Origin of the sequence: Pseudomonas sp. B14(2022) (assembly GCF_012030485.1) — a bacterium.
Lineage (GTDB): Bacteria > Pseudomonadota > Gammaproteobacteria > Pseudomonadales > Pseudomonadaceae > Aquipseudomonas.
Map to the genome: position 1 here is coordinate 53977 of NZ_JAAUVM010000028.1, position 14730 is coordinate 68706.

Annotated in this window: 14 protein-coding genes; 2 read left to right on the forward strand and 12 right to left on the reverse strand. The window is 60.5% G+C overall.

The genetic code is table 11. From position 1 onward, the window contains the following. Positions 1–5 precede the first annotated feature (5 nt). Complete coding sequence (locus HCF10_RS27905) at positions 6–590, reverse strand: hypothetical protein (RefSeq protein ID WP_167656826.1); 585 nt, start codon at positions 588–590, stop codon at positions 6–8. Beyond that, complete coding sequence (locus HCF10_RS27910) at positions 556–1320, reverse strand: SURF1 family protein (protein WP_131699588.1); 765 nt, start codon at positions 1318–1320, stop codon at positions 556–558. Before HCF10_RS27910 ends, HCF10_RS27905 begins: the two co-directional genes overlap by 35 nt. Before the next feature lie 45 nt (positions 1321–1365). Here HCF10_RS27910 and HCF10_RS27915 point away from each other — a divergent pair, with 45 nt between their 5' ends. Next, entirely contained in the window at positions 1366–1569 is a 204-nt protein-coding gene (locus tag HCF10_RS27915) for a twin transmembrane helix small protein (RefSeq protein WP_016978774.1), read from the forward strand. A 6-nt stretch (positions 1570–1575) separates the two neighbouring features. On the opposite strand, the gene HCF10_RS27920 is transcribed toward HCF10_RS27915, so the two are convergent. From HCF10_RS27920 to coxB, 4 genes are read right to left on the reverse strand one after another with little or no spacing between them, the layout of a single operon-like run. After that, positions 1576–2463 (reverse strand): cytochrome c oxidase subunit 3, encoded by an 888-nt coding sequence (locus HCF10_RS27920; RefSeq protein WP_131699589.1) that lies wholly within the window; start codon positions 2461–2463, stop codon positions 1576–1578. Positions 2464–2498: 35 nt separating this feature from the next. Continuing rightward, positions 2499–3050 carry a cytochrome c oxidase assembly protein gene (locus HCF10_RS27925; RefSeq protein ID WP_065926844.1) on the reverse strand — a complete coding sequence of 184 codons (552 nt, stop codon included), beginning with the start codon at positions 3048–3050 and terminating at the stop codon, positions 2499–2501. 33 nt (positions 3051–3083) lie between these two features. Next, entirely contained in the window at positions 3084–4673 is a 1590-nt protein-coding gene (gene ctaD / locus HCF10_RS27930; protein ID WP_167656827.1) for a cytochrome c oxidase subunit I, read from the reverse strand. A gap of 58 nt (positions 4674–4731) precedes the next feature. After that, a complete protein-coding gene (coxB, locus tag HCF10_RS27935) occupies positions 4732–5859 on the reverse strand; it encodes a cytochrome c oxidase subunit II (RefSeq protein WP_167656828.1) in 1128 nt (375 codons plus the stop codon). Between the two features lie 367 nt (positions 5860–6226). Here coxB and HCF10_RS27940 point away from each other — a divergent pair, with 367 nt between their 5' ends. Further along, positions 6227–6874, forward strand: coding sequence for a hypothetical protein (locus HCF10_RS27940; RefSeq protein WP_131699592.1), 648 nt, complete (start codon positions 6227–6229; stop codon positions 6872–6874). Positions 6875–6941: 67 nt separating this feature from the next. Here the strand turns inward: HCF10_RS27940 and HCF10_RS27945 are convergent, their stop codons facing one another. The 6 genes from HCF10_RS27945 to HCF10_RS27970 all read right to left on the reverse strand — a co-directional run bounded on the left by HCF10_RS27945 (position 6942) and on the right by HCF10_RS27970 (position 14512). Then, entirely contained in the window at positions 6942–8489 is a 1548-nt protein-coding gene (locus HCF10_RS27945; protein ID WP_131699593.1) for a SulP family inorganic anion transporter, read from the reverse strand. A gap of 85 nt (positions 8490–8574) precedes the next feature. Then, complete coding sequence (locus tag HCF10_RS27950) at positions 8575–9306, reverse strand: carbonic anhydrase (protein ID WP_027608119.1); 732 nt, start codon at positions 9304–9306, stop codon at positions 8575–8577. Positions 9307–9532: 226 nt separating this feature from the next. Next, complete coding sequence (locus HCF10_RS27955; protein WP_131699594.1) at positions 9533–10591, reverse strand: PA0069 family radical SAM protein; 1059 nt, start codon at positions 10589–10591, stop codon at positions 9533–9535. Positions 10592–10661: 70 nt separating this feature from the next. Further along, positions 10662–11960, reverse strand: coding sequence for a cytochrome c (locus tag HCF10_RS27960; RefSeq protein ID WP_131699595.1), 1299 nt, complete (start codon positions 11958–11960; stop codon positions 10662–10664). Between the two features lie 12 nt (positions 11961–11972). Next, positions 11973–13757, reverse strand: coding sequence for a GMC family oxidoreductase (locus HCF10_RS27965; protein WP_131699596.1), 1785 nt, complete (start codon positions 13755–13757; stop codon positions 11973–11975). Positions 13758–13759: 2 nt separating this feature from the next. Continuing rightward, complete coding sequence (locus tag HCF10_RS27970) at positions 13760–14512, reverse strand: gluconate 2-dehydrogenase subunit 3 family protein (RefSeq protein ID WP_131699597.1); 753 nt, start codon at positions 14510–14512, stop codon at positions 13760–13762. Positions 14513–14730: the final 218 nt, after the last annotated feature.

Sequence of the window (14730 nt, forward strand, 5' to 3'; positions counted from 1 at the left end):
TGCCCTTATCCGATGTTCGACAGTTTCAACAGGTGGCGCAGGTCATTGAGCAAGTCCTTGCCCTTGATCTTGGCGTCGTAGCGCAGCACCAGGTTGCCGTGGGGGTCGACGATCCACAGTTGCGCATCGCCCGGCGCCGCGGCGCTTTTGGTGAAGGTCGAGAGGTCCAGTGAGTAGCGCTGCAATTGCGGGTATTCGACCTTCAACTTGGCGTCATAGTCCGCACCGACCGGTTGCGCACTGGCCAGGGCATGGCTGGCGCGCGAGGCATCGCGCCCGAGGCCGATCTGCAATTGGCGCGCGAGGTACACCAGTTGCTGGCAATCCGCCGCGCACGCCGCAGGCGCGGTGACCAGCAACTGCCAGCGCTGTTCATCGGCCTGCACGCCGATATCGGCGCGGGTCTGGCCGTTGCCGATCATTTCTCCGTGGTAGCTGCGACTGTCCGGCACCCAGAACTGCAGCTTGTACATAAAGGTGGCCAGCGCCATCGGGCCGACCACCATCAGCAGGATCAGCATCAGCTGCCAGCGGCCTTTGCGCCGATCAGCTACCTCAGACATGTTGAGTGGATTCGTGGCCGTTCCCATGGGGCTTCTCCTTTGTGGTGTGCCATCCGAGGTAGAGGTAAAGAGCCAGTAGCGCCAGGGACATGGCGAACCACTGCACCGCGTAGGCCAGGTGTTTTTCCGGGCCCATCGCAACGATGGGCCAGGTGGTTTCGTACGTACCGGGGCCGGCTTCGGTACGCAGTTCGTAGGCAAAACCGTTGCGACCCAGCTCAGCCCATAGCGCAGCGGGGTGCAGCGCGGTCAACAGACGCGGCCATTGCGCGGTCGTGGGGTCCGCATGCAGCTGGAAGGTTTCGCCGGGCGCGACATACACCCAGGCGTCAAGATTCAAAGGCTGGTCCGGAGTGGTGAAGACGGGCGGGGTGCGCCGATCCGGCCACGGCAACCAGCCCCGATTGAGCAATAGCCACAGGCCGCTGGCCTGGTCATGAAAGGGTTGCAGTAACTCGACGCCCGCCTTGCCGTCACGCATGCGGTTATCCAGCAATACGCTGTGCTCGGCATCGAATTGCCCGCGCAGATGCACGCGGCGGAAGGCCGGGTCCGCCATGTCGCTGAGCTGCACACTACTGATCGGCTCAGCGGCGCGGCGTTCGGCATAGCTGTCCACCAGCAGCTGCTTCTCATGGCCGCGCGACAGTTGCCAGACGCCCAAGCCCACCATCAAAGGCAGCAGAATCATCACCACCAACGTCGGTGCGATACCTGGACGAAAGCGTCTCATGGCGCTGGCTATACTTGTTTTCATTGCCCGCCCATCCCCTCAATGCCCACCAAAGCCAGGAACCAGACCATGCTCAAAGCAGCCATTGCCCTGATGCTGATCGCGACCGTCGTGAGCCTGTTCAGTGGCTTGTTCTTTCTGGTCAAGGACGAGGGCAACTCCAACCGCCTCGTCACTGCCTTGACCGTGCGTGTCGTACTGGCCGTGATCACCGTGGCCTTGATTGCCTGGGGCTTTTTCAGCGGCCAGCTGGTATCTCACGCGCCTTGGTAAGTTGCCTCACAGCACGTATACGAAGAAAAACAGCCCGATCCACACCACATCCACGAAGTGCCAATACCAACTGGCGGCCTCGAAGCCGAACTGATGCTCGGCATTGAAATGCCCGCGCAGGATGCGCATCAGCATCACAAACAAAATGATGGTGCCGATGGTCACGTGGGCGCCGTGAAAGCCCGTAAGCATGAAGAAGGTTGCGCCATACACACCTGAGCCGAGGGTCAGGCCCAGCTCTTTGTAGGCGTGGATGTACTCCTCGGCCTGGAACCCGAGGAATGCAAGGCCCAGCAAGACGGTGATCGCCAGCCAGATCTTCAGCGCGCCGCGATGCCCCTTGCGTAAGGCGTGGTGGGCAATGGTGATGGTCACGCTGGAACTCACCAGCAGGATGGTGTTGACCAACGGCAAGCCCCACGGGCTGATAGTGCCCTCCGGCGCGGGATAAAGTTTCGGGTCCGGGTTGTTGAGCAATGGCCAGGCAAACTCGAAGTTCGGCCACAGCATGTGAGCAATGCCTTTGGGGCCTTCGCCGCCCAACGCGGGACCGGACAGGTGGCGCACGTAGAACAGCGCACCGAAGAACGCGATAAAGAACATCACCTCGGAAAAAATGAACCAGGTCATGCCCCAGCGAAACGAGCGGTCCATCTGCGCGCTGTATAAACCGGCACGGCTTTCCTTGATCACCGCACCGAACCAGCCAAACAGCATGTAGGCCAGCAACAGCCCTCCGACGAAAAAGATCCACGGCCCGTGGGATTCCGGGCGTGCCGCCTTCAGGTCGTTGAACCACACGGCCAGGCCATACACGGTGACCAGCATGCCAATCGTGGCAATTATCGGCCATTTGCTTTGCGCTGGTACGTAGTACGTATCATGAGTCGACATGTATTCGCTCTCCTGATTGAGCGGGCAAACAGTAGCTAGCCCCCGGTACGGACAGCCACCGGCGGTTGGCGCGCAGTGATATCAAACAGCGTGTACGCCAGGGTCAAATGCTTCACATCCTTGGGCATGTCGCGGTCGACAATAAAACGCACCGGCATCTCAATGCGCTGGCCTGGCTGCAGCACTTGCTGGGTGAAGCAAAAGCATTCGGTCTTGTGGAAATACATCGCCGCCTCTGCGGGGGAAATGCTCGGCACCGCTTGGGCGGTCATCGGTTTGTCGGTGGGGTTGTAGGCCACGAACAGCATCTCGGTGACTGCGCCGGGGTTGACCACCACCTCGTCAGCCTTGGAATGAAACTCCCAGACCATGTCGATGGCATTGGTGGAGAGGAACTGCACCCGTACCTGCCGCGTGAGGTCGACGACCTGCTCGCCCTCGTACTGCCCGGCCGTCTTGCCGTTGATGCCGAACGCCTTGCACATCACGTCGTAGATCGGCACCAGGGCAAAGCCGAAGGCGAACATCGCCACCACCAGGATCAGCAGGCGGGTGACCAGGCGCTTGAGGGGCACGGAGTCAGCCATGACATCCCCCTGAAGCGAATGCGATCAGCGTGTTCACTTGACCTCCGGTGGCGTGGTGAAGGTGTGGTACGGCGCGGGCGAAGGCACGCTCCACTCCAGCCCCTCGGCGCCGTCCCACGGCTTTGCCGGCGCCGGCGGGCCGCCACGGATGCACTTGATCACGATAAACAGGAAGAAAATCTGCGTGGCGCCAAACATGAAGGCACCAATGGACGAGACCATGTTGAAGTCGGCGAACTGCAGGTTGTAGTCCGGCACCCGGCGCGGCATGCCCGCCAGCCCCACGAAGTGCATCGGGAAGAACGCCATGTTCATGCCCACGAAAGACAACCAGAAATGCAGCTTGCCCAGGGTTTCGTCGTACATGTGGCCGGTCCATTTCGGAAGCCAGTAGTAGGCCGAGGCGAAGATGCCGAAGATCGCACCAGGCACCAGTACGTAATGGAAGTGCGCCACCACAAAGTAGGTGTCGTGGTACTGGAAGTCCGCAGGGGCAATCGCCAGCATCAATCCGGAGAAACCGCCGATGGTGAACAGGATCACGAAGGCCACGGCAAACAGCATCGGCGTCTCGAAGGTCAGCGAGCCTTGCCACATGGTGCTGACCCAGTTGAACACCTTCACGCCGGTCGGCACCGCAATTAGCAACGTGGCGTACATGAAGAACAACTCGCCGACCAACGGAATGCCCACCACAAACATGTGGTGCGCCCACACGATAAACGACAGGAACGCGATGCTCGCCGTGGCGTACACCATCGACGTATAGCCGAACAACGGCTTGCGCGAGAAGGTCGGGATAATCGAACTGACGGCGCCAAACGCCGGCAGGATCATGATGTACACCTCGGGGTGGCCGAAGAACCAGAACACATGCTGGAACAGCACCGGATCACCGCCACCGGCCGCACTGAAGAAGCTGGTGCCAAAGTGGATGTCCATCAGCATCATGGTCACGCAGCCGGCCAGCACCGGCATCACCGCGATCAGCAGGAAGGCGGTAATCAGCCAGGTCCAGACGAACAGCGGCATCTTCATCAAGGTCATGCCGGGCGCACGCAGGTTGAGGATGGTGGCGACCACGTTGATCGCGCCCATGATCGAGCTGATGCCCATCAAGTGGATGGCGAAGATGAAGAACGTCACGCTTTCCGGCGCGTAGGTGGTGGAGAGCGGGGCGTAGAACGTCCAGCCGAAATTCGGACCGCCACCGGGGGAGAACAGGGTCGAGACCAGCAGCAGGAACGCCGCCGGCAAAAGCCAGAAGCTGAAGTTATTCATGCGCGGCAAGGCCATGTCCGGCGCGCCGATCATCAGCGGGATCATCCAGTTGGCCAGGCCGACAAACGCCGGCATCACCGCACCGAACACCATGATCAGGCCGTGCATGGTGGTCATTTGGTTGAAAAACGCCGGCTCGACGATCTGCAGGCCAGGCTGGAACAGTTCGGCACGGATCACCATGGCGAACGAGCCGCCGAGCAGGAACATGATGAACGCGAACCACAGGTACATCGAGCCGATGTCTTTATGGTTGGTGGTCAGCACCCAGCGCATCAAACCCTTGGCGGGGCCGTGGGCATGGTCACCGGCGTGGCCATGGTCATCGATCACAGTGCTCATGGCCGTTCTCCTGCAAGCGAGTGGGCGGGGCGGGTCGAGGTAGAAGCGATGAAGTCGGTCATTTGCTTTCCGCCTGCTTGATGGCCAGCACGTCTTTAGGCGTGACCATGTCGCCTTTGTTGTTGCCCCACGCGTTGCGCTCGTAGGTCACCACTGCGGCGATATCGACTTCCGAGAGCTGTTTGCCGAAGGCCGCCATCGCGGTACCGGGCTTGCCGTGATAGACGATGCTCAAGTGGTCTGCAGCGGGCCCGGTGGCGATCTTCGAGCCCTTGAGCGCCGGGAACATCGGTGGCAGGCCCTGGCCTTCGGCCTGGTGACAGGCGACGCAGGTGGTGTGGTAGACCTTGTCGCCGCGCGCAACCAGCTCTTGCAGCGTCCACTCCTTGGAGGTCAACTCCTTGAGCTTGGCGGCCTCTGCCTTGCGCTCGCCGAGCCAGGTGTCGTAGTCGGCCTTGGACTTGACCTCGACCACGATGGGCATGAAACCGTGGTCCTTGCCACACAGTTCGGCGCACTGGCCACGGTAGATGCCGGGCTTCTCGACGCGGGTCCAGGCCTCGTTGACGAACCCTGGAATGGCGTCGCGCTTGACCGCAAAGGCCGGCACCCACCACGAGTGGATCACATCGGCGGCGGTCACCAGGAAGCGCACCTTGGCACCCACCGGCAGCACCAGCGGCTGGTCGACTTCCAGCAGGTAATGTTCGCCCTTGGTGGCCTGGTTATGGATCTGCTCGGTGGGCGTGGCCAGGTTGCTGAAGAACTCCACATCCTGGCCCAGGTATTTGTAATGCCACTTCCACTGATAGCCGGTGACCTGGATATCGATATCCGACTCGGTGCTGTCGTAGATATTGATCAAGGTCTTGGTCGCCGGAATGGCCATCGCGACCAGAATCAGCAAGGGCACCACGGTCCAGAGGATTTCCACGGTGGTGCTCTCGTGGAATTTGGCCGCAACCTGGCCCGTGGAGCGGCGGTGGACGATCATCGACCAGAACATCGCGCCAAACACGACAATGCCGATTACCACACAGATCCAGAAAATGGTCATGTGCAGGTCGAACACAGCGTGACTGACTTCAGTTGCCCCTGGCGCCATATTCGTTGTCCAGGCGGCGTGCGCCTGGCCGAATACTGACCACAACAGGAGGCCCATCCAAACATGTGGATGTCGCGTCATTGCGGGTTCCCCTTATCGTTCTTGTTATCCCGCCGGTTTGCACCTGCGTCGAAGGGAGCGGCTTCCATACTGCTTACAACCGCTTAGCCTTACCTGCTTATGCAGTCTGGCGTCATCAGCTAATCGCGTACAAACCCGAGTATAGACACGCACTGCAACCCCGCAATGTGTAGGGGCAAATGAGCAAAAATGAGTGGCCAGGCCCAATAAAACCGGGTGCGGAATCGTTTATCCGACGAACGATGGCAATTCGATATAACGCGTATGCATAACCATGAAATAATTATGACAAATGCGTCTTAGGCGCTCGTATAAACGAGCTACCTTATGCTGTCCCTATTCCTACGCCTGCTTCACTGGAGCCTTCATGAACACCGCCGCATTGCGCGAGCAGATTTCCCGTGCCTATCAACACGAAGCCAGCACTGGCCAGCTAGCCAAGCAGCTGGAAGAGCAATTGCCGCACCTGCATTCGGCCATTTCTTTGGCTGATGGTGATAGCACCCAAGTCATGACCCGCTTTGTGACCGCCTACATCGAACTCGTCCCGGACTTGTTGGAGGCCGCCAATGACGTGGCCCGCGAAGCGGGGATCGAAAGCCAGATAAAGCCTGTGCTGAAAATCGCCGAGCATTTCTTCCTGCAACCGCCCGCGATCCTGGCTGGCCACGAAGGGCTCGACGGCCTGCTGGACGAGGCTTACCTGGCCCATCGCCTGGTGGAAGAGGTCAACGATTTGTATATCAAACACTTTGGCCAGCCGTTGATTCCGGCAGATACCACCGTGGCCAACGTGATTGCCCATCAGTTGATCGGCGAAGCATTCGCCAACCAGCTGGATGAAGCCGTACACCACGCGGTGGACGAGATGCTCAACGAAGACAGCTTTGCGCTGGAGTCGGTCGAGACGTATCGCGAACAGCTGAAAAGCCCGCACACGGAAGCCGCGTGGAAGCGCTGGCCGTGCCTTTCCCGCAAGCTGGGGGTGGAGTTGGCGCTGGATCAGCCGGCTTAAATCTTAAATTAGACACAGAACAAATGTGGGAGGGAGCCAGCCCCTCCCACATTTTGATCCGGTTCTGTCAGCCGATTGAGGGCGCCGAGCCAATCCCTGTCGTCATCCTGACACGACCTTCGAGCCTGCGCTTCAACCCACGCGCCTCGATCACCAGCTTCGAGCCCTTGGCCGCATTCGCCCGGCCCCATTCCTCCAGCAACTCCAGGCAGGAATGGTCGATATAACTCAGGTTACTCAGCGGTACGTGCACAGTCGCGCCCGGAGGCACCGTCGCCAGCACCTGGGTCAACGCCGGCACTTTCAGGAAGGTCGCCGCACCGGTCAAACGCAGCTCCATTTCCCCCTCTTGGGGCAGGTCGATCAGACTGACTTTCAGGCGCGAGGCCTTGAGCGCCAACTTGACCAATGTGAGCCCGAAGCCCACCAGCACGCCGGTCAGCAGGTCGGTGAAAATGATCGCCAACGCCGTGGCCGCGTAGGTAAACATCGGCATACGCCCATAACGACCTAGGGCCTTGAAGGCCTTGATATCCACCAGCTTGATCCCGGTGTACACCAACACACCCGCCAGGCTCGCCACGGGAATGCTTTGCAGCACGCTCGACAACAACAGTACGAACCCCAACAGCCATACGCCATGGAACATCGCTGACAACCGCGTGGTGGCCCCGGCCTGCACGTTGGCCGAGCTGCGCACGATCACACCGGTCATCGGCAGGGCACCCACCAGGCCGCACAGCATGTTGCCCACACCTTGGGCGGACAATTCCTTATCGAAATCAGAACGCTGACCACTGTGCATGCGGTCTACCGCTGCAGCAGAGAGCAGGGTTTCGGCACTGGCGATAAACGCCACTGCAAACGCGGCGATCAGCAACTGAGGGTCAGCCAGGTTCAACAGGTCGCTGGGACGCAGCCAATCGATGGCGTCGGCGAGGTTCTCCGGCACTTCCACACGCTTGACCTGCAACGCCAGCACCAGGCTGGTCACCGTTGCCAGGCCCACGCCCAACAGAGCTCCGGGCACGAAACGCAGGGTTTGCGGACGGAATTTATCCCACAGGTACATCACCAGCATCGTCGACAAACCGAGCAATCCGGCCTGCCAACCCAGGCCGCCGCCCAAGGTTGGAATCGCCTCCACCAGCGCGGCGGGGAAGCCCGCCAGGTTATCCAGCCCTGAGGGCTTGGGCGCACCGTCGAGCATCACATGGATCTGCGATAGCACAATCAATACACCGATCCCCGCCAGCATCCCGTACACCACTGCTGGCGCCGTGACGCGGAACCAGCAGCCCAGGCGCAGACGCCCGGCCACCAGCTGCAGGAAACCGGCCAGCAGCAGGATCGGCCCGAGCATCATCATCCCGTGCTGGCGCACCAGCTCGAACACCAATACCGCCAGACCCGCTGCCGGGCCGCTGACCTGCAGCGGCGAACCCGCCAACCAGCCCACTACCAGGCCACCGATAATCCCGGTGATCAGGCCCTTGGCCGGCGGCATGCCGGACGCGATGGCGATCCCCATGCACAGGGGCAGGGCGACCAGAAACACAACCACGGAGGCGAGCAGCTCCCGTGGCAATACAGCTTTCAATTGAGCAGCACGCATGATGGCTCTCCCGAGGCATTCGCCGGGCGCGGCAAAGCCTGGCTGCATCCATGGCAGCCACCGCTTTACCCGGCAGGGAAGTGTTTTAGAAGCGCGCTTTAGGCGTCGCGGAAGGAATCGGCCCTTCGCCGCTCAACGGTCGGAATGCCGACTGATCAGCATCGTAGGCTCGAATTTCACTGGTTTCGATGTTGTAGATCCAGCCGTGGATAAACAGCTGACCATTGGCCATGCGCGACGCCACCGAGGGATGGGTACGCAAATGCTGCAGTTGGGCGATGACGTTTTCTTCGGTGAGCACTTTCATGCTCTCGCCTTCGTTGGCACAGTCGCAGTTGTCCTCGACCATGGACTTGGCGACTTCGGCATGCCGCAGCCAGGCCCTTACCGTCGGCATCTTCTCCAGGCTGGCGGGGTTGAGGACCGCACGCATGGCGCCACAATCGGAGTGCCCGCACACGATGATGTGCTGCACGCCCAAGGCCAGTACGGCGTACTCGATGGCAGTGGAAACGCCGCCGTTCATCTGCCCATAAGGCGGCACGACGTTACCGACGTTGCGGGTCACGAACAGGTCGCCGGGAGAGCTTTGGGTAATCAGCTCAGGCACGATGCGCGAGTCGGCGCAGGTAATGAACATCGCCCGTGGGCTCTGGGCCGTGGCGAGTTTCTTGAAGAGTTCTTCCTGCTGGGGGAAGACGTCGTGATGGAAATGCAAAAAGCCGTCAACGATGTGTTTTAGCGCTGCATCAGCAGACTCTGCCACCTGAGGGGCTGAAGCCGACGCAGCCAACGGCTGTTTATCCTTGTCACTCATGATTCATCCTCTTGATTAATGCAGGGGAGTTTTCAGGTCAGTTCGACGCCAGGCCAGTGGAATAGTTGTAAAAGCCAAAAACCAGGCTGCCGACTCATCAGTCACTCGCTGAACAAGGTAACCACCGAAACTTAACTCAAACTGAATGAACCGCTCTAGATCGCGGGTTTCAGTGATATCAAAACGCGACTATTCCTACAGGCATGGTGCATTCTTCCTTTTCAGTCTACAACAATGTCATCTGTCTGCCCGGTGGACAGAACGCTGTGCAATCCAGATTGAAGCCTTCTCTGCGATCGAGCCCCAAGCGTTTGATTGCCTTGCTGAAACGCTGGGCCAGCAGGTCGGCAAATGGCCCCTCACCCCGCATGCGTACGCCGAACCGACTGTCGTACACCTCACCACCGCGCACCTGGCGCACCAGGCTCATCACATGGGCCGCCCGCTGCGGGTAATGCGCCGCCAGCCACTCCTCGAACAGGGGCGCCACCTCCAGCGGCAGTCGCAACATCATGTAGGCCGCACTCTGCGCACCGGCGGCATGGGCTTCGGTGAGCAGGCTTTCCAGCTCGCTGTCGTTGATCATCGGGATCATCGGTGAGCACAACACACCCACCGGGATGCCCGCCTCGCGCATCACCCGGATGGCCCGCAACCGTGCCTTGGGCGCCGCTGTGCGCGGTTCCAGGATGCGCTTGAGTTCATCATCCAGGCTGGTGAGGCTGATCATCACCGCCACAAGGCGTTGCCTGGCCAGCTCCGCCAGCAGGTCCAGGTCGCGCAGGATCAGAGAGCCCTTGGTAATGATGGTCACCGGATGCCGATAGCGCAGCAGCACTTCGAGGGTTTGCCGGGTGATCTTGTACTCACGCTCGATAGGCTGGTACGGGTCGGTGTTGGAGCCCAGATTGATCGGCGCACACACATAGCCCGGCTTCGACAGTTGCTGCTCCAGCACGTCGGCCGCGTTGCTCTTGGCGATCAGCCTGGTTTCGAAATCCAGCCCCGGCGACATATCCCAATAGGCGTGGCTGGGCCGTGCATAGCAGTAGATACAGCCATGCTCGCAGCCACGGTAGGGGTTGATGGAGCGGTCGAACGGCAGGTCCGGAGAGTTGTTGCGGGTGATGATGGTCTTGGCCGTCTCGATGCGTACTTCGGTGCCCTGGGTCGGCGGCACTTCCTGGTACCAGCCGTCGTCCTCGGCCACGCTGACGGTGGGCGCAAAGCGGTTATGCAGGTTGGTGGCCGTGCCCCGACCACGGGGCGGCAGCGGAGTAGACATGAAGGCGCCTCGATACTGGTTTTATATACAGTATCGAGGCGCGAGGTTCCTGACCAGTGCCGTTGGGCGGTCAGTGCTTTTGTGTGACCTGCCCCAGGTCATCGCCCGAGGTGGTGCGCATGTCGTTCTTGCGCAGGTCGGCCACGTCACTGGCGTTCACCGGGGCGCCCTGGTTACCCCAACTGCCACGGATGAAACTGACCACATCCGCCACTTCCTGGTCCGACAGGCGCCAGGCGAACGCCGGCATGGTAAAGGTCGACGGCGCCGTGTGAGTGGCCGGCAACGTGCCGCCGTTCAACACGATGTTGATCAACGACGTGGCATCCGCCGTCTGCAACACCGGGTTGCCCGCCAACGCCGGGAATACCCGCGTATAGCCATGGCCATCGGTACGATGGCAGGCCGCGCAGTTGTCGATATACACCGACGCGCCGGGCTTGCTGTCATCGCCCTTCCACAGCGCCTCGGCCACCTGCTTGTCATACTGGTGCGGCTGGTCTTTTGGGTCCACCGCCGGCAGGCTCTTGAGGTAACGGGCTATAGCGGTCAGGTCGTCTTGCGACATGTACTGCATGCTATGCACGACCACATCGCTCATACCGCCAAATACCGCGCTGCGGTCACTGCGACCGGTCTTGAGGAATTGCACCAGTTGCTCCTCGCTCCAACTGCCGAGACCGTCCTTGTGGTCGCCGCGCAGGCTCTTGGCGATCCAGCCTTCCAGTGGCGCACTGCCGGACAGGAAGGCCTTGCCGTCAGTCGCGCTCAGGGCTTTTTCCTGCATGGTCAGAGCGCGTGGTGTATGGCATGCGCCACAGTGGCCAAGGCCTTCCACCAGGTAAGCGCCGCGGCTGATCACTGGGTCCGCGCTCGCCACGGCCGGTTTATCCGCCACCTCAGGTGCAAACATCCAGCGCCACGCCGCCAACGGCCAACGCATGCTCAGCGGCCACGGAATGTCGCTGGCCTTGTTCTCCTGGGCGACCGGTTCCACGCCCTTCATGAAGTACGCATACAACGCCTGCATGTCGCTTTCGCTGACGCGCGCATAAGACGGGTAAGGCATCGCCGGGTAAAGCGTACTACCACTCTTGGCGACGCCGTGACGCACGGCCTTGTCGAAGTCCTCGAAACTGTAGTCGCCCAGACCGGTCTTGTCCGGGGTGATGTTGGTGGAATAGATCACACCGATGGGGGTTTCCATCGGTAGGCCACCGGCGAACGGTTTGCCGCCCTTGGCGGTGTGGCAGGCCACGCAGTCGCCGGCGCGCGCCAGGTATTCGCCCTGCTTGATCAGGTCGGTTTCGGCGGCACTGATCGAGCAGCTGCTGAGCAGGGCAAACGTCGCGATAACAAATGCTTTCATGGTCATCGCTCCTTATGCCTGAACCAGTGGGCCGGGATTTTTCAGGTACTGCTCGCGGATCGCGCGAGCCGACCAGTAGGTCAATGCCGCCACCAGGCCAGTAGGGTTGTAGCCCAAGCCCTGTGGGAAAGCAGATGCACCCGGAACAAACACGTTGTGTACATCCCAGCATTGCAGATAGCGGTTCAACGCACTGGTCTTCGGGTCGGTGCCCATGATCGCGCCACCGTTGAGGTGGGTGGTCTGGTAGGACGCGGTGTTGAAGTGCTCACCGACTTTTTTGCCGAGCACGGCAATCGCCTTGGGGTTCATCGCTTCGGCGACCTTGCCCATTTTCTCGACCATGAAGCGGTTCATCTTGATGTCGTTTTCCTGCCAGTCGAACGTCATACGCAGCAACGGCAGGCCGTAGGCATCGCGGTAGACCGGGTCCAGATCGAGGTAGTTACCCCGGTAGGATTGATGGGCACCATGAGCATCCATCGACACCTGGTGGGTGTAGTAATCGGCGGTGGCGCGCTTCCACGCGCTGCCCCAGGCCGGTGTGCCGGGCGGGTTGGACGTACCGGCAATCGGGCGGCTGCCCGCCTGGTTGACCCACATCGGCGAGCCCCCAACAAATCCGTGAGGGCCGTGGTCGAAGTTGTCGGCGTTGAAGTCATCGATGGCCACGCCATTGCCGCCCGCACCGATAAAGTTGTTGGTGTGGGTGTCCTTGTCGAAGAACGCCTTGATGGTGGCCATGTTCTGGTAAGCGAAGTTTCTGCCCACCACGCCTTCATTGGTAATCGGGTCGTAGGGTTTGCCGATGCCCGACAGCAGCATCAGCCGCACGTTGTGGAACTGGAACGCGCCGAGGATCACCAGGTCTGCCGGTTGTTCGCACTCTCGGCCTTGGGCGTCGATGTAGGTCACGCCGGTGGCCTTGCTCTTGGTGCTGTCCAGATTGACCTTGAGCACGTGGGAGTTAGGCCGCAGCTCGAAATTCGGCACCTGGCGCAGCGCCGGCAGGATGTTCACGTTCGGCGAGGCCTTGGAGTACATGTAGCACACGTAACCGCTGCAAAAACCGCAGAAGTTGCAGGGGCCCATCTGCGCGCCATAGGGGTTGGTGTAAGGCCCCGAGGTATTGGCTGACGGCAGGTTGTAGGGCTTATACCCGACGCTGGCGGCCGCTTTCTGAAACAGCTGTGCGGAGACTGTGTTCTTCTGCGCCTCCAGCGGAAACGGGTTGGAACGATCCGGCGCATAAGGGTTGCCGCCACGGCCTTCGCCCACCAACTGACCTTTCACGGTCCAGGCCTGGCCTGAGGTGCCGAAGACTTTTTCTGCATAGTCGAAAAACGGCTCCAGCTCTTCGTAGCTCACGCCGAAGTCCTGGATGGTCATGTCCTTGGGAATAAAGTGCTTGCCGTAACGTTCTTCGTAATGGCTGCGCATGCGCAGTTCAATCGGATCGACACGGAAATGCACACCCGACCAGTGCAGGCCCGCACCGCCCACGCCGTTACCCGGCAAAAACGCGCCGAGCTGACGGTTAGGCAGGGCAACGTCATTCACGCTATGACGAATCGTCACCGTCTCCTTGGAGATGTCCTGGAAGAGTTTTTTACGCACGCTGTAGGTCAGTTCGTCGATGACCTGGGGATAGTTGCCGTCCGGGTAAGTGTCCTGCATCGGCCCGCGCTCCAGCGCCAGCACGTTGAGGCCTGCTTCCGTCAGCTCCTTGGCCATGATCGCGCCGGTCCAGCCGAAGCCGACAATCACCGCATCCACTTTCTTCATGATGGTCGCCACGTTTATGCCCTCTCGCCGCGGATGGAAACTGCCGGGAAGGGGTACTGCTCGTTGCGTTCCACCCAATCCATGAAGTCGGCGCGGGCGCCGGGGAAGCCGATCATGGTCCAGCCGACCATGCCTTTGTTGCCACCGTGGATCGGGTCGCAGAAGAACCCTTCCTTGGTGTTTTGCAGCAGCAAGTTGAAGAACATCTTCGGCGGCACCGCGTCGAAATGTGCCGTGACTTCACTGCCGCCCGCCTCCAGGCGCCGCAACATATCATCTCGGGTAGCGCTGTCTTGCGCAGCAAAAGCTTTACCGTTGAAGGCTTTCGACCAAGCATCCGTCGCGGCAATGCCCAGGCGATAAATTTCCTTGGGCACCAACTTGCTCTGCCAGCCCATCTCCGGCGGGGCGTCGGCGTTGAACGGACCTTGCATGTACCACAGCGCGCCGCTGGCGTAAGGCGTGTTCATCTGACGGTCGATGTACTCCGGCACGCCGGCTTCCAGGGCACCGGGGCCTTGGGCATCTGCGGGGATCAAACGCTCGACGGCGGCGTTGATGAACGCCCATTCCTCAGCGGTGAAATAGCTCGGCTCGTAGGCCTTGTCGTTCTTCGCAGGTTTGGCCGGCGCCGCGTGGGCAGGCTCAGGCGTGGCCATCAGTATCGAGCCACCAAGGCCGGTACTCGCAACCGTGACCACCGGGATCAAGGTCAAGGATTTGCGCAAAAAATCACGCCGGGGGTTGTCTTGATCTTGATCAGACATGGGTGCACCTCATCATGTGGTCACGGGTTTATTCGGCCACTTCTGGGGAGCGGCTCGTCGGTATTTGGGCAATCAATAGTTACAAATGATAGCAGGCTAAGGATGTAGATTATGGGTTCAGCGACCTAAGTCGAATAATTGCAGGCAAAAAAATGTGGGAGGGGGCTTGCTCCCGATAGCGGCGGGTCAGCCAATCCAGAGGCTGACTGACCTTGCGC

Bases quoted from the DNA above. Each gene is read 5' to 3' on its own strand.
- HCF10_RS27955 (WP_131699594.1), bottom strand. From the start codon at position 10,591: ATGTCTACTCCGCTGCCGCCCCGTGGTCGGGGCACGGCCACCAACCTG.
- ctaD (WP_167656827.1), bottom strand. From the start codon at position 4,673: ATGAGCACTGTGATCGATGACCATGGCCACGCCGGTGACCATGCCCAC.
- HCF10_RS27950 (WP_027608119.1), bottom strand. From the start codon at position 9,306: ATGAGTGACAAGGATAAACAGCCGTTGGCTGCGTCGGCTTCAGCCCCT.
- HCF10_RS27920 (WP_131699589.1), bottom strand. From the start codon at position 2,463: ATGTCGACTCATGATACGTACTACGTACCAGCGCAAAGCAAATGGCCG.
- HCF10_RS27945 (WP_131699593.1), bottom strand. From the start codon at position 8,489: ATGCGTGCTGCTCAATTGAAAGCTGTATTGCCACGGGAGCTGCTCGCC.
- HCF10_RS27960 (WP_131699595.1), bottom strand. From the start codon at position 11,960: ATGAAAGCATTTGTTATCGCGACGTTTGCCCTGCTCAGCAGCTGCTCG.
- HCF10_RS27970 (WP_131699597.1), bottom strand. From the start codon at position 14,512: ATGTCTGATCAAGATCAAGACAACCCCCGGCGTGATTTTTTGCGCAAA.
- HCF10_RS27905 (WP_167656826.1), bottom strand. From the start codon at position 590: ATGGGAACGGCCACGAATCCACTCAACATGTCTGAGGTAGCTGATCGG.
- coxB (WP_167656828.1), bottom strand. From the start codon at position 5,859: ATGACGCGACATCCACATGTTTGGATGGGCCTCCTGTTGTGGTCAGTA.
- HCF10_RS27910 (WP_131699588.1), bottom strand. From the start codon at position 1,320: ATGAAAACAAGTATAGCCAGCGCCATGAGACGCTTTCGTCCAGGTATC.
- HCF10_RS27940 (WP_131699592.1), top strand. From the start codon at position 6,227: ATGAACACCGCCGCATTGCGCGAGCAGATTTCCCGTGCCTATCAACAC.
- HCF10_RS27915 (WP_016978774.1), top strand. From the start codon at position 1,366: ATGCTCAAAGCAGCCATTGCCCTGATGCTGATCGCGACCGTCGTGAGC.
- HCF10_RS27925 (WP_065926844.1), bottom strand. From the start codon at position 3,050: ATGGCTGACTCCGTGCCCCTCAAGCGCCTGGTCACCCGCCTGCTGATC.